We start from the raw sequence: 17,788 nt of genomic DNA, 5'->3' as shown, positions 1-17,788 counted from the left end.
GCGATCCACGGCCGGTGCTCACGACCGGCGCCCGGCATCACGCCGTGGCGCACGATCCATCAAGATCAAGGAAACGACCAATGAAGAAATGGATGGGTGCCGTTGCCGCTGGGGTGGTGGCGTTGGCAAGCGCGTCGGCTGCGCACGCGCAGGTGACGCAGGAAGTTTATGGGCAGGTCGGCACCGAAGGCGTGGGTATCGGCTACGGCCACGTGCTGGGCTCGATGTTCAACGCCCGCGCCGAGTTCAGCGGCTTCGCGCTCTCGCACAGCTTCAATGCGGGCGATCTGCACTACGACGCGACGCTCAACCTCTATCACGCCGGACTTTACGCCGACTTCTTTCCGGCGCCGAGCGTGGTACCGTTCCGGCTCACCGCGGGTGTGCTGATCGGCGGCGATAACGTCGACGCGACGGCGCAGGCCATGTCGGGCACCTATACGATCAACGGGCAGACCGTTTCGGCCCAAGGCCAGCAGATTCATGCGAAGGCGAGCTTTCCGACGCTGCGGCCTTACATCGGCCTGGGCTTCGGTCATTCGCCGCATGCGACGAGAGGATGGGGAATGTTCTTCGATGCGGGTATCGCCTATGGCAAGCCGCATGTCGACTTCGATGTGCCTGCTTCTATCGCGACGGCGGCGGGACAGGCGAACGTCGATGCGGAAGAGCAGGACCTGCGCAACAAGGTCCAGCGCTACCACATCTATCCCATCGTGAAGGTCGGCGTGACCTATCGATTCTAAGCGCGCGCCGTTCGTCTTTCGCTCGAGCGTTCGACGATACGAGTCACGCTCGAGCGCCCCGGGGGGCACGTTGCCCCTCGGGTTTGCGACATTAGCTGTCCATCACCGGCGCACGCGTGCGCAGATAGTTCGCGAAATCCTCCGAGACTTCGGGGTGACGCAACGCGAACTCGACCGTCGCTTTCAGGTAGCCGAGCTTGCTGCCGCAGTCGAAACGCGTGCCGTGATACTTATAAGCCAGCACCTGCTCGTCGGAGAGCAGCGACTGGATCGCGTCGGTCAGCTGAAGCTCGCCGCCCGCACCGGGCTTGATCGAGCGCAGATGCTCGAAGATGCGCGGCTTCAGCACGTAGCGGCCTACCACGCCCAGGTTCGACGGGGCGACGTCGGGCGCCGGCTTCTCGACGATGCCGGACATCTTGATGATGGCGTCTTCCCATTCCTTACCATCGACGATCCCGTACGACTTCGTGTCTTGCGGCGGGATCTCTTCGACGCCGATGACGGAGCTGTGGTAGTGGTCGAAAACGTCGACCATCTGCTTCATGACGCTCGGCACGGCATAGAGCAAGTCGTCGGCGAGGATCACGGCGAACGGGTTGTCGCCGACGAGCTTCTCGGCGCAGAGCACCGCGTGACCGAGCCCGAGCGCTTCGGGTTGGCGCACGTAGAAGCAATCGACATGGCTCGGCTTGATGCTGCGCACGAGTTCGAGCAGCCGCTCTTTGCCGCGCGCCTCGAGCTCGGCCTCGATCTCGTAGGACTTGTCGAAGTGGTCCTCGATCGCTCGCTTGCTGCGGCCTGTCACGAAGATCATCTCGGTGATGCCGGCCGACATCGCCTCTTCGACGGCGTACTGGATCAGCGGCTTGTCGACGATCGGCAGCATCTCCTTGGGACTCGCCTTGGTGGCGGGAAGAAACCGTGTGCCGAGACCGGCCACGGGGAAGACTGCCTTGGTCACTTTTAGCATGGCATTACCCTGGTTTGTCGATTGCTCAGTCGTGTCGAATGCTCGTTGGAATAAATGACTCGTCTACCCTACGTTATGCGGGCAAACGTGCCAGCTGCGCGCTCAGCTTGGCGACAGTATCCCGATATTGTGACAGCCTTTTCTGCTCCTGCTCCACGACCGCAGCCGGTGCTTTTGCGACAAATGCCTCATTTCCGAGCTTTGCCGCACATTTGGCGATCTCGGCATCGAGACGAGCAATTTCCTTGCCTAGCCGTTCACGCTCGGCCGCCACGTCGATTTCGACCTTCAGCACGAGCTTGTCGGAACCGGCAATCGCGATCGGTGCGCCATGCGCTTCGGCATCGAGCGTGGCTTCGTCGGCGATGACTCGCACTTCCGAGAGCCGCGCCAGCGCTTGAGCGTACGGCGCGAACGTGCGCCATGCCTCGGCATTGCCATGCACGAGCAGCGGCACCTTGGTTGCCGGCGAGAGGCTCATCTCGCCGCGCAGGTTGCGGCACGCATCGATCGCGGCTTTGAGCTCGTCGGCCCAGCGCTCGGCCGCCTCGTCGATCTTCTTTTCCTCGGCACGCGGATAGCGCTGCACCATGATCGACGCCGCGCCGTCGGCCGCGTCTTGCGGCCATGCGTCCGTGAGCGGCGCGACCTTCTGCCAGAGCGCCTCGGTAATGAATGGAATGATCGGATGGGCAAGACGCAGCACGGTCTCGAGCACGCGCAAGAGCGTGCGGCGCGTGGCGCGCTGCTGCTCGGGCGTGCCGTTCGTCAATTGGACCTTGGCGAGCTCGACGTACCAGTCGCAGTACTCGTCCCAGACAAACTTGTAGATGGCGTTCGCGACGTTGTCGAACCGGTAGTCGGCAAAACCTTTCTCGACTTCGGCTTCCACGCGCTGCAGCAGCGAGACGATCCAGCGGTCCGCATGCGAGAACTCCGTGTAGCCGCCCGGTCCGCAATCGCCAGGCGCGCACGGCCCCGGCTTGCTGAAGCCGCAGTCGTGTCCCTCACAGTTCATCAGCACGAAGCGCGTCGCGTTCCAGAGCTTGTTGCAGAAGTTGCGGTAGCCCTCGCAGCGCGCGAGGTCGAAGTTGACGTTGCGGCCGAGCGTCGCCATCGATGCCATCGTGAAGCGCAGCGCATCGGTTCCGAACGAGGGGATGCCGTCCGGGAACTCCTTGCGCGTCTTCTTCTCGATCGAGCTCGCCTGCTTCGGATTCATGAGCCCGGTCGTGCGCTTGGCGACCAGCGCTTCGAGCTCGATGCCGTCGACGATGTCGATCGGGTCGAGCGTATTGCCCTTGCTCTTCGACATCTTCTGGCCTTCGTGATCACGCACGAGCCCGTGCACGTACACTGTGTGGAACGGTACCCGGTCCGTGAAGTAAGTCGTCATCATGATCATGCGCGCGACCCAGAAGAAGATGATGTCGAAGCCCGTCACGAGCACGGACGACGGCAGGAAGCATTCGAGATCCTTCGTCTGCGCCGGCCAGCCGAGCGAGGAGAACGGCACGAGCGCCGACGAGAACCAGGTATCGAGCACATCGTCGTCACGCCTCAATGCGCCCGTGTAGCCACGCGCGGCGGCTTGCGCGTGCGCCTCGTCCTCGCCGCGCGCGACGAACACTTCGCCGCTCTCGCCATACCAGGCCGGAATCTGATGGCCCCACCAGAGCTGGCGCGAGATGCACCAATCCTGAATGTTTTCGAGCCACTGATAATAAGTGGTCGTCCAGTTCTCGGGTACGAATTCGATCTCCCCTTGCCGCACCACTTCGAGCGCGCGCTCGGCGATCGACTTGCCCGGGTGGAAGGTCCCTTCGGGCGCCGGCTTGCTCATTGCGACGAACCACTGATCCGTGAGCATCGGCTCGATGACGACACCCGTGCGATCGCCGCGCGGCACCATGAGCTTGTGCGGCTGCACCGATTCGAGGAGGCCTTGCGCTTCGAGATCGGCGACGACCCGCTTTCTGGCCTCGAACCGGTCGAGCCCCCGGTAAACGGCGGGCGCGTTGTCGTTGATCTTCGCGTCGAGCGTGAGGATCTCGATCTGCGGCAGACCGTGGCGCTGGCCGACCTGGTAGTCGTTGAAGTCGTGCGCGGGCGTCACCTTCACGACGCCCGTGCCGAATTCGCGATCGACGTAGTCGTCCGCGATGATGGGGATTTCGCGATCCGTGAGCGGCAGCTTCACGCACTTGCCGACGAGATGGCGATAACGGTCGTCTTCCGGATGGACCATTACTGCGACGTCGCCGAGCATCGTTTCAGGGCGCGTCGTCGCGACCGTCAGGTGTCCGCCGCCCTCGGCGAGCGGATAGCGGATGTGCCAGAGGTGGCCGTTCTCTTCCTCGCTCACCACTTCGAGATCGGATACGGCCGTGAGCAGGACCGGGTCCCAATTCACGAGCCGCTTGCCGCGATAGATGAGCCCTTGCTCATAAAGGCGCACGAACACTTCGACGACGACTTTCGACATCTTTTCGTCCATCGTGAAGTACTCGCGCGACCAGTCGATCGAGGCGCCGAGCCGCCGGACCTGGCCCGTGATCGTCGAGCCCGATTCGCGCTTCCACTCCCAGACGCGTTCGAGGAACTTGTCGCGGCCGAGGTCGTGCCGCGAGACGCCTGCCTTATCGAGCTGTCGCTCGACGACGATCTGCGTGGCGATACCCGCGTGATCGGTGCCGGGCAGCCAGAGCGTGTTGTCGCCGAGCATCCGGTGGTAGCGCGTCAGGCCGTCCATGATCGTCTGGTTGAACGCGTGGCCCATGTGCAGCGTGCCCGTAACGTTCGGCGGCGGCAGCTGGATCGAGAAGCTGGGGCGGCCCGACTCGAACTTCGGGGCGGCGTAGCCGCGTTTCTCCCATTCGGGACCCCAATAGGCCTCGATCGTCCGAGGCTCGAAACTCTTCGCCAGCGTGGTGTCGCTCATGGTTCAAATCCGCCGAAAGATGCGTAAAAAGATCGTGGAAAATGCGTCGAAACCTTGAATTATAAGCGCCCGCGGCCTGCTTGAGCCCGCTTGGCCGTTCGGCCGAGGGCTTCGCGCGGCATCGCGCCGTATAATGGGCGCCGCGCCCCGCTTTTCCGCTCTCCGAATGCCCGATCTGCTCGCCAATCTCAACCCCGAACAACTTGCCGCCGTCACGTTGCCGAACGAGCCGGCGCTGATTCTGGCCGGCGCCGGCAGCGGCAAGACGCGTGTGCTCATCACGCGGATCGCCTGGCTGATCCAGCAGCGGTTCGCCACACCGGCGACGGTGCTCGCCGTGACGTTCACGAACAAGGCCGCCCGCGAAATGATGGGGCGGCTCACGGCCTTGCTGCCGATCGATACGCGCGGCATGTGGATCGGCACGTTCCACGGCCTTTGCAACCGGATGCTGCGCGCGCATCACCGCGACGCCGGCTTGCCCGCGACGTTCCAGATTCTCGATACGGCCGATCAACTCTCGGCGATCAAGCGACTCATGAAGGGCCTCGGCGTCGACGACGAAAAATGTCCGCCGAAGAACGTGCAGTACTTCATCAACAACGCGAAGGAACAGGGCCTGCGGCCGGATCAGGTCGACGCGACGGACACCTTCAACCAGAAGTTCGTCGAGCTTTATCGGGCGTACGAGCAGCAGTGCCAGCGGGAGGGGGTGGTCGATTTCCCCGAACTGCTGTTGCGCTGCTACGAATTGCTCACCCACCACGCGCCGCTGCGCGCCCACTATCAGGCGCGCTTCAAGCACATCCTCGTCGATGAGTTCCAGGACACGAACAAGCTGCAGTATGCGTGGCTCAAGCTGCTGGCGGGGCCGTCGAATGCGATTTTCGCGGTCGGGGACGACGATCAGTCGATCTATGCGTTTCGCGGCGCGAACGTCGGCAACATGCGCGATTTCGAGCGCGAGTTCAACGTACGGCATCTCATCAAGCTCGAGCAGAACTATCGCTCGCACGGGCATATTCTCGACGCGGCGAACCAGCTCATCGCGAACAACGCGCGCCGGCTCGGCAAGAATTTGCGGACCGACGCAGGTCATGGGGAGCCCGTGCGCGTCTACGAGGCCGCGACCGATACGCAGGAAGCAGCCTGGGCCGTCGAGGAGATTCGCGCGCTGATGAACCAGGGCCTGGCGCGCGGCGAGATCGCGGTGCTCTATCGCAGCAACGCGCAGTCGCGCGCGATCGAGCACACGCTCGTCAGTGCCGGGATTCCTTATCGCGTCTATGGCGGCTTGCGATTCTTCGAACGCCAGGAAATCAAGCATGCGCTCGCCTATTTGCGCCTGATCGATAACGCGAACGACGATACGGCTTTTGCGCGCGTCGTCAATTTTCCGACGCGCGGCATCGGCGCGCGCACGATCGAGCAATTGGCCGATGCGGCGCGGCTTTACAACTGCTCGATGGCCGCGGCGATCCCGTATGTGACGGGCAAGGCCGGATCGAGCCTCGCTTCGTTCGCGAATCTGATCGCGAAGATGCGCGCCGAAACGGAGCGCATGAGCCTGCCCGAGACTGTCGAATACGTCGTGCGCACGAGTGGACTTGCCGAGTTTTACGAGGGCGAGCGCGAGGGGCAGGACAGGCTCGAAAACCTGCAGGAGCTCGTCAACGCGGCGACGGCGTTCGTCAGCGAGGAGGGCTATGGGCTCGATACGCCCGCTCGCTCGATACCGCTGTCGCGCGGGGCGAGCGCCGCGCCCGAAATCGGCTTTGCTCCCGACGAGGCCGGCGATCCCGCGACGACGGTGCTCGATGCGCCGGGGCTCGACGAGCCCGCGCAGAATCCCGACCTCATGACGCCGCTCGCGGGCTTTCTTTCGCATGCGTCGCTCGAAGCCGGCGAAAGCCAGGCGCAGGCCGGCGAAGACGCCGTGCAGCTGATGACCGTCCACGCGGCGAAGGGGCTCGAATTCACGGCCGTCTTCATCACCGGACTCGAAGAAGGGCTGTTCCCGCACGAGAACAGCGCCATCGAGCCCGAGGGGCTCGAGGAAGAACGCCGGCTCATGTACGTGGCGATCACGCGCGCGAAGGAGCGGCTCTACCTGTCGCTCGCGCAAAGCCGGATGCTGCATGGGCAGACGCGCTACAACATCCGCTCGCGGTTTTTCGACGAGTTGCCGCAGGAAACGCTGAAATGGCTGACGCCGAAGGCGGAGGCGGGAGCACGCTGGGGCGGCCGCTCCGACAATGCGGGCTGGGGGCGCGATTGGTTCGCGCGCCCCGATCGGCAGCCAGCGCGCTACGGTGGGAGCTACGGGGGCTATGCCGCCACGGAAGGCGCCGCGGCCGCGCTGCCGGCGTTCGCGAACGAGCAGCGCGAAGCGGACACGGGCTTTCGCGTCGGTCAGCAGGTGTTCCACACCAAGTTCGGCGAGGGTGCGATCACCGCGCTCGAAGGCAGCGGTGCCGATGCGCGCGCGCAGGTGCGGTTCAAGCGGCACGGCGAGAAGTGGCTTGCGCTGGCAGTGGCGAAATTGCAAGTGGTCGAGTGAGGATCGAGTGAGCGAGAACGACGGTAAGGCTAACGCAACGCCCCCCTTGGGCATTTTGGCGGCGCTGCCGCAGGAACTCGGCGATCTCGTCGACGCGATGCGTGCGGAAGGAACGATGCGCACGGTCACGCTCGGCCGTCGTGACTACCATACGGGCACCGTGCACGGCGTGCCTTGCGTCGTGACGCTCGCGCGCGTCGGCAAGGTGGCGGCCGCGGCCACCGCCGGCGCGTTGATCCATGCGTTCGGCGTCGGCAAGATGGTCTTCACGGGCGTCGCGGGCGGCGTCGGGCGTGACGTCCGCGTCGGCGATATCGTGGTAGCGGATTCGCTGTTGCAGCACGATCTCGATGCTTCGCCGATTTTTCCGAAATACGAGGTGCCGTTGCTCGGGCGTGCGCGCTTCGACGCGAATGGGGCGCTGGCCGACCGTCTCGCGGCGGCGTGCGAGCGATTCGTGACCGACGAAGGCGCGACGCTGACAGCGCGGTTTCGCCTCGATGGCGTGCGCGTGCATCGTGGAATGATCGTGAGCGGCGATCGGTTCGTTTCGAGCGAGGCGGAGGTCCGCGCGCTTGCGCTGGCGCTGCCTGATGCGCTCGCCGTCGAAATGGAAGGCGCTGCGATCGCGCAGGTCTGCTACGAGCACGATGTGCCGTGCGCGGTCGTGCGCACGATTTCGGACACGGCCGACGATCATGCGCACATGTCGTTCACATCGTTTCTGACCGATATCGCCGGCACTTACTCTTCCGGCATTCTCCGGCGGTTTCTCGATCTCTACGCGGCGGCGTAAGACAAAACGGGCGCCGCCTGGCGCCCGCTTGGGCACCATAGGGGCCTGACCAGCAGGCCTACGCCCTCGCGCGCTTGCTCTCGAGATTCGGCAGGAACACCGTCAGTATCCCGAGCAGCGGCAAGAACGAGCAGACCTTGTAGACGTACGAGATGCTCGTCGCATCGGCGAGATCGCCGAGCACCGCCGCGCCCACCCCGCCGAGACCGAACGCGAAACCGAAGAAGAGGCCCGCCACCATCCCGACGTTGCCGGGAATCAGCTCCTGCGCGTAGACGATGATGGCCGCGAACGCCGAGGCCAGCACGATACCGATCACGACGGTCAGCACACCCGTCCAGAAGAGGTTCGCGTAAGGCAGAAGCAACGTGAACGGCGCGACCCCGAGAATCGACACCCAGATCACATACTTGCGGCCGATTCGGTCCCCGACCGGCCCGCCGATGATCGTGCCCGCCGCGACGGCCGCGAGGAACACGAACAGATGGATCTGCGCGGCCTGCACGCTCAGATGGAACTTGTCGATCAGATAGAACGTGAAGTAGCTGTTGATGCTCGCGAGGTAGAAGTACTTCGAGAACACGAGCAGCACGAGTACGCCGATCGCAAAAGCAACGCGTTGCTTTGAGAGCGTCGGATGCGTGGCCCGGGCGCCGCTCTTCTTCTTCGTGGCCGGATGGCGGCTGTACCAGCGGCCGATGTTCGCGAGCACGACGATCGCAACGAGCGCCGCGACCGAGAACCAGGCGATGCTGCGTTGCCCGTGCGGAATGACGATCATTGCGGCCAGCAGAGGGCCGAGCGACGTGCCCGCATTGCCCCCGACCTGGAACAGCGACTGCGCGAGCCCATAGCGGCCGCCTGAAGCCATCCGGGCCACGCGCGACGATTCGGGATGGAACACCGAAGAGCCGCAGCCGACGAGCGCGGCCGCCAGGAGCAGCACCGGAAAATTGGGCGCAACCGACATCAGCACGAGGCCCGACAGCGTGAAGCCCATGCCGACGGGCAGCGAGTAGGGTTGAGGCCGCTTGTCGGTATAGAACCCGACGAGCGGTTGCAGAAGCGACGCGGTAATTTGATAGGTGAGCGTGATCAAGCCGATCTGAGCGAACGAAAGCGAGAAGTTCGCCTTCAGCATCGGGTAGATGGCGAGGATCAACGACTGAATCATGTCGTTCAGCAGATGTGAGAAGCTGATCGCGCCGAGCACCGGATAAGCGGTGCGCTGAACGGTCGAGGCGCCAGCCGCGGACTGAGGCGGCATGGAGGTCGCGGCGTTCGCCGCAAGGGCGTTTTTCTGCATTGCGAGCTGTCCCGATAGAAGGAATATGAATCCGACGCAGCGGCGTGGCAGTCCCGGTCACCCCGACCGGCGCTGCCCCTGACCCGAGCAAGCGCTGACGCGTCAGCCACGGTGGCTGTTTCGATCAGTTTAGTGTGTCGCGTCCGGACGCCTCAGACAATTTTTGTCGAGATCGAGACATCGGCACCCATTCCATAGACGATTTCGCGGCGCCGTTGTTCGCCGGGGACGAAATCGAAAGGGTCGCTTTCGCCGGCGCCCTTTTTAGCCCCAAGCGTTTTTTGTCTAGCTATAACCGTGCTCGCACGCGGGGAGTGCGCGCGGCTTCCAACGGTTCGCATGCGGGTTTTACCCGGGCCGCGGACACTCAAGCGGGCTGCGCCGCATGCCGTTAATAGAGGATAAGGCCGTATCCAGGCCATCTGCGCGGCTCATGAGGCGGCGCGTCATAAGAAGGGGGTTCATATGAAGGCAGTTTCGCTCGGCAGGCGTTCGGCAGCCGGCTTCATTCCGAACGGCGCGGCGGCCGGCGGTCAATCCGGTCATTCCGGTCAATCGGAAGCCGGTGCGCAAAAAGCGGCGGTCAAGGCGTGGCACGCCGGCCTGTCGGTAAAGGCATCGTTGCGGCTCGCTTTTGCGGTGCTGCTGGTGGGCACGCTCGCGATCGGCATCTTCGCGCTTGCGCAGATCAGCCGCCTCAATGCGTCGTCGAAGTCGATCTACGATCAGGGTCATGTCGCCAGCCGCGCCGCCGAGGAAGTGCGCGCGGGCGTGCTGCGTGCGAGCCGGGCGCAGAAGACGCTCGTCACCGCGACGACCGCCAAGGAGCGCGACGAGCTCGGCGCCGACATCGACAAGGGCCTCGCCGCGATCAACGGGGAGCTCGATACGCTGAAGCAGTACACGGACGCCTCGGACAGCGTCGCGCTCGCTCAGCAAAAGAAGCTGGCCGAGGCCGTGGCAGCCTGGGCCGCGCATCTGCGCGATTTCGTGACGCTCGTGAAGGCGCAGCCGCTCGATCTCACGCAGATGAACTGGCAGGTCGGGACGCAGGACGTTTCGCTGCTCGTCGAGACCGGCAAGCTCGAGAAGCTCGTCGACGAGCTCGTCGCGCAGCGCGGCGTCGAGGCGAAACAGACGATGTCCGCCGCCGCGTTCATCTTCAAGTCGTCGTTCGTGATGATGGCGGTCATGACGGCGGCGCTCATCGTCGTGGCGTTCGTCGTCAGCGAATGGGTCGTGCGACGGCTCACGCGTCAGCTCGGCGGCGAGCCGGCCTATGCCAAGGACATCGCAAGCCGCATCGCTGCGGGAGACCTCGCCTATCCGATCGCGCTCGGCAAGAAAGACGGCTCGAGCATGCTCTATGCGCTCGCCGAGATGCAGACGGGCCTGGCCGCGACGGTCGGCGAAATCGCCGCGAGCGCCGAGGCGATCGCTTCGGCCGCCGGCGAAATCTCGATGGGCAACCTCGATCTCTCCCAGCGCACCGAAGCGCAGGCCGTGTCACTCGAGCGGACCGCCTCGAGCATGGAAGAGCTGACCTCGACGGTGCGCCAGAACGCCGACAATGCCAAGCAGGCCAGCTCGCTCGCGAACAACGCCTCCGAAATCGCGTCGACGTGCGGCGACGTCGTTTCGCGCGTCGTCACGACGATGGCCGAGATCAACGACAGCGCGAAGAGCATCGGCGACATCATCGGCGTTATCGACGGCATCGCGTTCCAGACCAACATCCTCGCGCTGAACGCGGCGGTCGAGGCGGCGCGCGCGGGAGAGCAGGGGCGCGGCTTCGCCGTCGTGGCGGGCGAAGTGCGGTCTCTCGCGCAGCGCAGCGCCGGCGCCGCGAAGGAGATCAAGACGCTCATCAATACTTCGCTCGAACGCGTGCAAAACGGCTCGGGCCTCGCCGAGGACGCGGGACGGACGATGGACGAAGTCGTGAAGGCGGTCAAGCGCGTCACGGACATCATGGGCGAGATCTCGGCGGCCTCGTCGGAACAAAGCGCCGGCATCGAGGAGATCAATCGGTCGGTCACGCAAATGGACGCGGGCACGCAGCAAAACGCGGCGCTTGTCGAAGAGGCGACGGCCGCGGCGCGCTCGCTCGACGATCAGGCCAAGGCGTTGAAGCGCCTCGTCGGGCAGTTCAAGCTGCGCGGGCAGGGCACGTTGGCGAGCAGCCGCTAGTCGCCTTCGCTGTGACCAGGTGCTAGCGCGGCGAAAGGACCACCGTGCAGGTCGTCCCCGCCGCGAGCACGAGCCCGTCCGGCACTTCGTCGATATGGATGCGCACGGGCACGCGCTGCGCGAGCCGAACCCAGTTGAAGGTCGGATTCACGTCGGCGACGAGCTCGCGGCTTTGCGGATTGTCGCGATCGTAGATGCCGCGCGAAATGCTTTCGACGTGACCTTTCAGGACGCCGCCGCTCATCAGCCGCATTTCGGCCTTGTCGCCGATCTTGACGCGCTCGAGCCGCGTTTCCTCGAAGTAGCCGTAGACCCAGAACGAGTGGCTGTCGACGATGGCGAGCTTCGGCGTACCTGCCGTCGCATAGTCGCCGCGATAGACGGAGAGGTTCGTCACGTAGCCGTCGACGGGCGAGACGACCGTCGTGCGCGATAGATTGAGCTTGGCCGCGTCGAGCGCGGCGAGCGCCTGGCGGTATTGCGCCTCGGCGCTCGCCGACGCTTGCAGCGCGTTTTCGCGGCTTTCCTTCGAGACGACGAGACTATCGAGGTCGGCGCGCCTTTGCGCTTCGGCGCGGCGCATTTGCAATTCGGCCTTGCGCGCCGCGACCGCGGCCTCGGCCTGCTCGACGGCGACTTGATAGTGCGACGGGTCGATCCGCATCAACACCTGGCCCTTGGTCACGAGCTGATTGTCGGCGACGGGCAGCTCGACGACGGCCCCTGAGACGTCGGGCGCGATCGTCACGATCTGCGCACGCACGCGGCCGTCGCGCGTCCAAGGTTCGTCCATGTAGTGGATCCAGAGCGCGCGCCCGATCGCGAGCGCGGCGACGAATATGATCGCCGTCGCAAGAAAGCCTATGAGTTTTCTCAGTATCATGGTTCAGCTCGAATATTGGCTCGATCGGTGAAGGTCGATGTCAACGGTAGACGGCGAGCCCGAGCGCCCCGCAGACGATGACGAGCAGGCTCGCGCGAAAAAGCGCCGGGTGCCAGACGACGCGATAAAGGCCCAACGCGCCGAGCAGCCGGTCGATGGCCCAGGTGAGCGCCGCGCCGGCGATCGATAGCGGCACCATGGCGGGGATGTAGGCGCCGAGCAGGGCAATGTCACGAGGCATGGGAAGCTCCGGTCTCGGATGCGCGGGCGCCAACCTCTTCACGGGCGCCCGGCGCGAAAGCGGCGAGCGGCGAATGCGGGTCGATGAGCGCCGTGCGCACGAAATGCAGATGGCTGAGGATGCGCTGCAGCCGGTGGCGCTCGTCGCGCGGCGGCTCGAATGTGATCAGCGCCTGCTGCACGGCGGCAATCGCGTCGATGGTCGCGGCGAGCGCGGCGTCGAGGCTGCGCGCGCTCGGACGCTCGAAGAGCGTCACGAGCGCACCGCGTGCCCTCGAAATGCCGCGGCGCCACGGCATCGAGGCCGCATAGCGCGGATCGGGCGGCAACGCCTCGAGCTCGCCACGCAAGTCGATGACGGCATGGCCGAACTCGAGCACGACGACGAGCCAGGCGAGCGCCTCGCGTGGCGCCTCGCTCGTCTGCTGCTCGATCGCATGCGCCTGAAACGCGAGATCGCGCGCGCGGCTTTCGAACCGTCCGCGGACCCGCGCGAGCGGCGCGCGGCATGCGAGGACCACCTGGCGTCGCAGATCGGCGATGAAATGCGCGCGCAGCCACGGCGTCGAAGGCGGCACGATCAGCGCGAACGCAAGCGCACAGGCGAGCATCGACAGCACCAGCGCGAACGCGCTGTCGGCATAGCCGGACGGATCGTAGCGCATGACGTTGTCGGGACCGGCCAGCGTACAGAAAAAGATGCAATAGCCGGCGCCCATGCCGGCGATCTTCGGCCGCGTCGTCAGGAAGACGCCGAATGCGAGCGGAGGCGTCAGCGCGACGCAGAGCATCGGCAAGCCGTCGATATGCGGATAGACGCCGAACTCGACGACGAAGCCGACGATGGCGGCCAGCACCGTGCCGATGCTCATCTGCGTCGCCATCCGTGTAGGTGTCGGCGACGACGATGCGAGCGCGGCCGTCGCCGCGGCGACGAAGACGAGCGTCCCGCCGTTCGGCCAGGCGGTCGCGATCCAGAACGCGCTCAATGCTGCCATCAGCAGCGCGCCGCGTACGCCCGCGATCGCGGTCGCGACCGCGTTCGTCTTCGGCTCGTAGCGTTCGGGCGAGCGCTCGCGCTCGTGCGTCGCGGTGGCCAGCGACGCATAGGTGAGCGTGTAGGCATGCATGTCGTCGACGAACCGGTAGAGCAGTTCCGACGCGGTATCGAAGTCGAGCAGCGCGCAATCGGGCCGCGTTTCGATGAGCACGGTACGCGTTTGGCGCACGCGTCTCGGCAATTCCGCCTTGTAGGTTTGCAGCGTTTGCGCCGCGCGCGAGGCGTCGGCCGCCGAAAGCACCGGTTCTCCCGGCGTTTGCAAGAGCGTGCCCAACTCCACGAAATACGGTTCGAGTGCTTCCGTCGTCTCGGTCGCCTTTTGCGCGCGCAGGCGGTTCATGAGCTGATGCAACGCATGAAGCCGCGTGGACGCGGTCATGAACTCGCTGTTGAGCCGGGCGAGACGATTGCTGCGCAGGCGCGTCTCAGGCCCTTCGAAGACGGCGATGCTGCGCATCGCCTCGAAGCCGACGAACTCCGCCAGAAACTGAGCGTTGGTGCGTTCGACATGAGCGGGCTCGATGCGCCTCGCGAGCACGGCCGCGACATAGTCGACGAATCGCGAGAATCGCGCGCGCACGGCGCTGCGCATTTGCTCGCTCGCATGCTGCGGCATGACGAGCGCGCTGACGAAGCCGGCGCAGAGCACGCCGAGCGTGACTTCCGAGACGCGCGTCATAGCCGAGATGAACGCGCCGTTGGGCTGCTGCGCGGCCGGAATGCCGATCAGCGCCGCCGTATAGCCGGCCAGCAGGAACCCGTACGAGCGGAAGTTTCGATTGCGCGCCGCGCCGGCGGTGCAGATGCCGGTCCAGAGCGCGAGCGCGCCGAGGAAAAGCTCAGAATGCTGCGCGAACAGCGCGACGAGCACGAGCGTCGCGACGAGACCGACGAGCGTACCGCCGATCCGGTAGAAGCTCTTCGCGAGCACGGCGCCGCTTTGCGGCTGCATGACGATGAAGACCGTCGTCATGGCCGTGCGCGGCTGCGGCAGGTCGAGCCGCATCGCGATCGCGAGCGCGAGAAAAGCGGCGGCGAGCGCTTTGAGCAGATAGACCCAGGTGAGGCCGTCGGTACGCCACCAGTCGACGAGCGCCGCGCGCACGCCGGTGGCGTTCGAGGAGGCGGCGCTGGCCGTTGCGGTGTCCGACATCGTCCGTGCCCTCCGTTCAATGCGCGCCGGCGGCGGCCGCCTTGGCCGCGGCTGGCGCGGCGCCGCCTGTTGCGTTCTTTGTCGCCGCGTCCGCGGAACGATGCGCGCCTAACAGTTTGCGCGACGGTTCGAGGCCGGTGTCGTCGGGGCCGTCGGCGGGCACGGTGAGGCCGCCGCCGAGCGCGCTCATCAAAGAAGCATAGGCGGCGAGACGATCGGCGTGCACTTGCGCGACACGTTGCTTTGCGTCGAGCCAGCGGGTTTCTTCGACGATGACGTTGACGTAGTCGGTGAGGCCACGCTTGAACCCGAGCGCCGAGAGTTGGTAGCTGCGTTGCGCGGCATTCACCGAGCGTTCCGCGTCGCTTTGCTGCTTGGCGAGCGAGCGCAGCGTCACGATCGCATCGGAGATTTCCTTCAGCGCTTCGACCACCGACTGATCGTAATGGGCGACGGCTTCGTCGTAGCCGGCCGTCGCCGCGCCGAGCCGGCCGCGCAGCGCGCCGCCGTCGAAGATCGGCAGCGAGAGCGCCGGACCGCCGGTCCAGCCGCCGTTGGCGGCATGCAGGAATTGGAACAGCGGCCCCGCCACCGCGTAGCCGCCGAGCGAAGCGACGAGATCGATATTCGGATAGAAAGCCGCGTGCGCCACATCGATCCCGCGCGCCTGCGCCGCCACGGCCCAGCGTGCCGCGACGACGTCGGGCCGGTGGCCGATCAGCTCGGCCGGTACCGTGGACGGCAACGAGGCCGGGGCGGAAAGCGAGAGCGTGGGGCGAGCGAGTGCCGCACCGGCCCCGGGTCCCTTGCCGAGCAATGCGGCAAGCCGGTTGCGGGCGAGCTCGATCGCTTCGCGCCGGGCTTCTATCTGGCGCTCGTACTCCGGCAGCGGCGCCTCCGCTTGCGAGAGATCGAGCTGCGTGCCGATGCCGCCGGCGAGACGCCTCCGGGCGAGATCGGCCAGTTGCTTCTGGCGCGCGAACACATCGGTCGCGATGTCGAGCAGCTCATACTGCTCGGCGAAATCGACATAGGCGCGCACGACGTTGACTTCGAGCTCGAGCTGGGCGGCGCGCGCATCGGCCGCGCGCTGACGGGCGACATCCAGGGCGCGCTCGGTGTCGTTCTTGTCCTGCCCCCAGAAGTCGAGGCGATAAGTCAGGCGCAACGCGCCCACGTTGTTCCAGGTAGTGGCGTTGGCGAGCGGGCCCGGGCCATAGTAGACGTTGTCGGGCCAATGCTCGCGCGTGACCGACAGGCTGCCTTCCAGTTGCGGCGATTCGGCGGCCTCGGAAACGCCGGCGAGTGCGGCGGCCTGGCGCACGCGCGCCGAGGCTGCGGCGAGTGTGGGGCTGCCGGAGGTCGCCGTCTCGATGAGCGCGTTCAATTGTGGATCGCCGAATGCCCGCCACCAATCGCTCGCGGGCCAGTGCGCGCTCGCGTCGGCCTCGCGTATGGCATTGCCGACATCGAACGAAGTCGGATCGGGAAGGCGCGATTGCGGCGCGATGCCGTGAGTGCTCGCACAGCCGGCAATTATTATCGGCAGTGCAAGAAACGCGAGCACGACGCTTCGTTTCCGGGTGAGCGACTGCACGACTGTTCTCCTTGGGCGGCGATATCGACTACCGCCGATTATATTTTTCGGCTGATTGTCGAATAAGTCGTAACGGTGTAATGGATCTTTACGGTAACTGAGACAATCGGCATTGCTGATCGTGCAACAATCTGCCTTGCGTGGGATCAACAGGGGATAGTATGGACACGCTGCAAAACATGCGCGTTTTCGTGCGTGTCGTCGAGTCGGGAAGCTTCACTGCGGCGGCACAACACTTGAATACGACGACGGCCTATGCCTCGCGCGCGGTGTCCGATCTGGAAGCGCATCTGCACACGCGACTTTTGAACCGGACGACACGGCGTATCGCATTGACCGAAGCGGGCAAGCGCTACTTGCAGCGGTGCGAGCAGATCCTTGCCTATGTCGAGGAGGCAGAGGCGGAAGCGGGCGACGCGCATGCTCGCCCGTCGGGCAGACTGCGCATCCACGCCATGGCGAGTTTCGGCGGTCATTACATCGTTCCCGCCGTCGGCCGATACCAGCAGCGGTATCCCGACGTCTCGGTCGAATTGACGCTGTCGCAGCGAATCCCGGATCTGCTCGATGAGGGTTACGACGTTTCCGTGGTGCTCGGCTACCATCTGCCCGACTCGGGGCTCGTCTCGCAGCGGCTCGGCAGCGCGTTCAGCATTGCGTGCGCGTCACCGGCCTACCTCGAGCGGCACGGCGTGCCCAAGACGCCGGCCGACCTTTCGAATCATGTCTGCCTGCGGCTCGTCACGCCGGGCTCAGTGTTCGACAAATGGAATTTCGACGGACCGCAGGGTGTCGAGTCCTACACGCTGCCGCCGGCGCCGTTCCAGGTCAACGGCGCCGATGCGATGGCGATCGCGGTGCGCGAGGGGATGGGGATCGCCATCTTGCCGACCTATACGGCCATGAACTGGCTCACCAATGGCGATTTCGTCTGGATCATGCCCGAGTATACGTCGCAGCCGATGACGATTCACGCGCTCTATTCGTCGCGCGAATACCTCGATGCCAAGATCCGCACGTGGGTCGATCTTCTGCGCGAGCAACTCCCTGAGACGCTCGCGGCCGAGGAGGCCGCATTGCGTCGGCATACGCGCGTCTAGACGACCCGCGGGTTCGAGACAAAAGGGCGATCAGTGCTTCGTGCGGTGCCAGTCGAGCATGTGATGGGCCGCGAGCCAGTGATGGATGAAGCCCTCGCCGTGTTCACGCTTGTATGAGAGCGACTCGAAGACCGTCAGTGCGAAAAGCACGAGCAGCCCCACCGCGAGTCCGACCAGGCCGGCGATCGATTCAGCGTCCATGGCAATTCCTCCTTCCGCCATTGCCGGTGACGAAATGCACGC

13 protein-coding genes are annotated in these 17,788 nt (G+C 65.2%); 5 read left to right on the top strand and 8 right to left on the bottom strand.

The genetic code is table 11. From position 1 onward, the window contains the following. The first annotated feature begins 80 nt into the window (after positions 1-80). A complete protein-coding gene (locus C9I57_RS05950; RefSeq protein ID WP_107149684.1) occupies positions 81-746 on the top strand; it encodes a hypothetical protein in 666 nt (221 codons plus the stop codon). Positions 747-837: 91 nt separating this feature from the next. Here the strand turns inward: C9I57_RS05950 and galU are convergent, their stop codons facing one another. After that, positions 838-1,719: a UTP--glucose-1-phosphate uridylyltransferase GalU gene (gene galU, locus C9I57_RS05945; protein ID WP_107149683.1), complete on the bottom strand. Its 882-nt coding sequence runs from the start codon at positions 1,717-1,719 to the stop codon at positions 838-840. Positions 1,720-1,792: 73 nt separating this feature from the next. Continuing rightward, positions 1,793-4,660 (bottom strand): valine--tRNA ligase, encoded by a 2,868-nt coding sequence (locus tag C9I57_RS05940; protein WP_107149682.1) that lies wholly within the window; start codon positions 4,658-4,660, stop codon positions 1,793-1,795. A gap of 166 nt (positions 4,661-4,826) precedes the next feature. Between C9I57_RS05940 and C9I57_RS05935 the strand changes: the two genes are divergently transcribed. Both C9I57_RS05935 and C9I57_RS05930 read left to right on the top strand, forming a co-directional pair. Next, the gene (locus C9I57_RS05935) at positions 4,827-7,220 is read left to right on the top strand and encodes a UvrD-helicase domain-containing protein (RefSeq protein ID WP_107149761.1); all 2,394 of its coding nucleotides are present in this window, start codon (positions 4,827-4,829) and stop codon (positions 7,218-7,220) included. 7 nt (positions 7,221-7,227) lie between these two features. Next, on the top strand, positions 7,228-8,016 hold the full coding sequence (locus C9I57_RS05930; RefSeq protein WP_107149681.1) for a 5'-methylthioadenosine/adenosylhomocysteine nucleosidase: 789 nt from the start codon (positions 7,228-7,230) through the stop codon (positions 8,014-8,016). Positions 8,017-8,074: 58 nt separating this feature from the next. On the opposite strand, the gene C9I57_RS05925 is transcribed toward C9I57_RS05930, so the two are convergent. After that, positions 8,075-9,322 carry an MFS transporter gene (locus tag C9I57_RS05925; RefSeq protein ID WP_107149680.1) on the bottom strand — a complete coding sequence of 416 codons (1,248 nt, stop codon included), beginning with the start codon at positions 9,320-9,322 and terminating at the stop codon, positions 8,075-8,077. A gap of 465 nt (positions 9,323-9,787) precedes the next feature. On the opposite strand from C9I57_RS05925, the gene C9I57_RS05920 reads away from it, so the two are divergent. Beyond that, on the top strand, positions 9,788-11,512 hold the full coding sequence (locus tag C9I57_RS05920; protein WP_107149679.1) for a methyl-accepting chemotaxis protein: 1,725 nt from the start codon (positions 9,788-9,790) through the stop codon (positions 11,510-11,512). Between the two features lie 22 nt (positions 11,513-11,534). Here the strand turns inward: C9I57_RS05920 and C9I57_RS05915 are convergent, their stop codons facing one another. Genes C9I57_RS05915 through C9I57_RS05900 form a run of 4 tightly spaced genes read right to left on the bottom strand, consistent with a single transcriptional unit; the run spans position 11,535 to position 16,445 of the window. Beyond that, the gene (locus C9I57_RS05915; protein WP_107149678.1) at positions 11,535-12,395 is read right to left on the bottom strand and encodes an efflux RND transporter periplasmic adaptor subunit; all 861 of its coding nucleotides are present in this window, start codon (positions 12,393-12,395) and stop codon (positions 11,535-11,537) included. A gap of 40 nt (positions 12,396-12,435) precedes the next feature. Beyond that, positions 12,436-12,636: a DUF1656 domain-containing protein gene (locus C9I57_RS05910; protein ID WP_018438937.1), complete on the bottom strand. Its 201-nt coding sequence runs from the start codon at positions 12,634-12,636 to the stop codon at positions 12,436-12,438. Then, positions 12,626-14,848, bottom strand: coding sequence for an FUSC family protein (locus C9I57_RS05905; RefSeq protein WP_107149677.1), 2,223 nt, complete (start codon positions 14,846-14,848; stop codon positions 12,626-12,628). Before C9I57_RS05905 ends, C9I57_RS05910 begins: the two co-directional genes overlap by 11 nt. A gap of 16 nt (positions 14,849-14,864) precedes the next feature. Next, positions 14,865-16,445, bottom strand: coding sequence for an efflux transporter outer membrane subunit (locus tag C9I57_RS05900; protein WP_258187520.1), 1,581 nt, complete (start codon positions 16,443-16,445; stop codon positions 14,865-14,867). A 161-nt stretch (positions 16,446-16,606) separates the two neighbouring features. On the opposite strand from C9I57_RS05900, the gene C9I57_RS05895 reads away from it, so the two are divergent. Beyond that, entirely contained in the window at positions 16,607-17,545 is a 939-nt protein-coding gene (locus C9I57_RS05895) for a LysR family transcriptional regulator (protein ID WP_107149676.1), read from the top strand. 30 nt (positions 17,546-17,575) lie between these two features. Here C9I57_RS05895 and C9I57_RS32645 read toward each other — a convergent pair whose 3' ends face one another. After that, positions 17,576-17,746 carry a hypothetical protein gene (locus tag C9I57_RS32645; RefSeq protein ID WP_181321735.1) on the bottom strand — a complete coding sequence of 57 codons (171 nt, stop codon included), beginning with the start codon at positions 17,744-17,746 and terminating at the stop codon, positions 17,576-17,578. Positions 17,747-17,788 lie beyond the last annotated feature (42 nt).

It is taken from the genome of Trinickia symbiotica (genome assembly GCF_003028655.1).
Classification (GTDB): Bacteria; Pseudomonadota; Gammaproteobacteria; order Burkholderiales; family Burkholderiaceae; genus Trinickia; species Trinickia symbiotica_A.
Note: the sequence above shows the minus strand (reverse complement) of the source record. Positions and strands in the feature narration are given on the sequence as shown.

Coding starts and splice junctions, on each gene's coding strand:
- C9I57_RS05910 (WP_018438937.1), bottom strand. CDS start 12,636: ATGCCTCGTGACATTGCCCTGCTCGGCGCCTACATCCCCGCCATGGTG.
- C9I57_RS05895 (WP_107149676.1), top strand. CDS start 16,607: ATGGACACGCTGCAAAACATGCGCGTTTTCGTGCGTGTCGTCGAGTCG.
- C9I57_RS05935 (WP_107149761.1), top strand. CDS start 4,827: ATGCCCGATCTGCTCGCCAATCTCAACCCCGAACAACTTGCCGCCGTC.
- C9I57_RS32645 (WP_181321735.1), bottom strand. CDS start 17,746: ATGGACGCTGAATCGATCGCCGGCCTGGTCGGACTCGCGGTGGGGCTG.
- C9I57_RS05940 (WP_107149682.1), bottom strand. CDS start 4,660: ATGAGCGACACCACGCTGGCGAAGAGTTTCGAGCCTCGGACGATCGAG.
- C9I57_RS05925 (WP_107149680.1), bottom strand. CDS start 9,322: ATGCAGAAAAACGCCCTTGCGGCGAACGCCGCGACCTCCATGCCGCCT.
- C9I57_RS05950 (WP_107149684.1), top strand. CDS start 81: ATGAAGAAATGGATGGGTGCCGTTGCCGCTGGGGTGGTGGCGTTGGCA.
- galU (WP_107149683.1), bottom strand. CDS start 1,719: ATGCTAAAAGTGACCAAGGCAGTCTTCCCCGTGGCCGGTCTCGGCACA.
- C9I57_RS05915 (WP_107149678.1), bottom strand. CDS start 12,395: ATGATACTGAGAAAACTCATAGGCTTTCTTGCGACGGCGATCATATTC.
- C9I57_RS05920 (WP_107149679.1), top strand. CDS start 9,788: ATGAAGGCAGTTTCGCTCGGCAGGCGTTCGGCAGCCGGCTTCATTCCG.
- C9I57_RS05905 (WP_107149677.1), bottom strand. CDS start 14,848: ATGTCGGACACCGCAACGGCCAGCGCCGCCTCCTCGAACGCCACCGGC.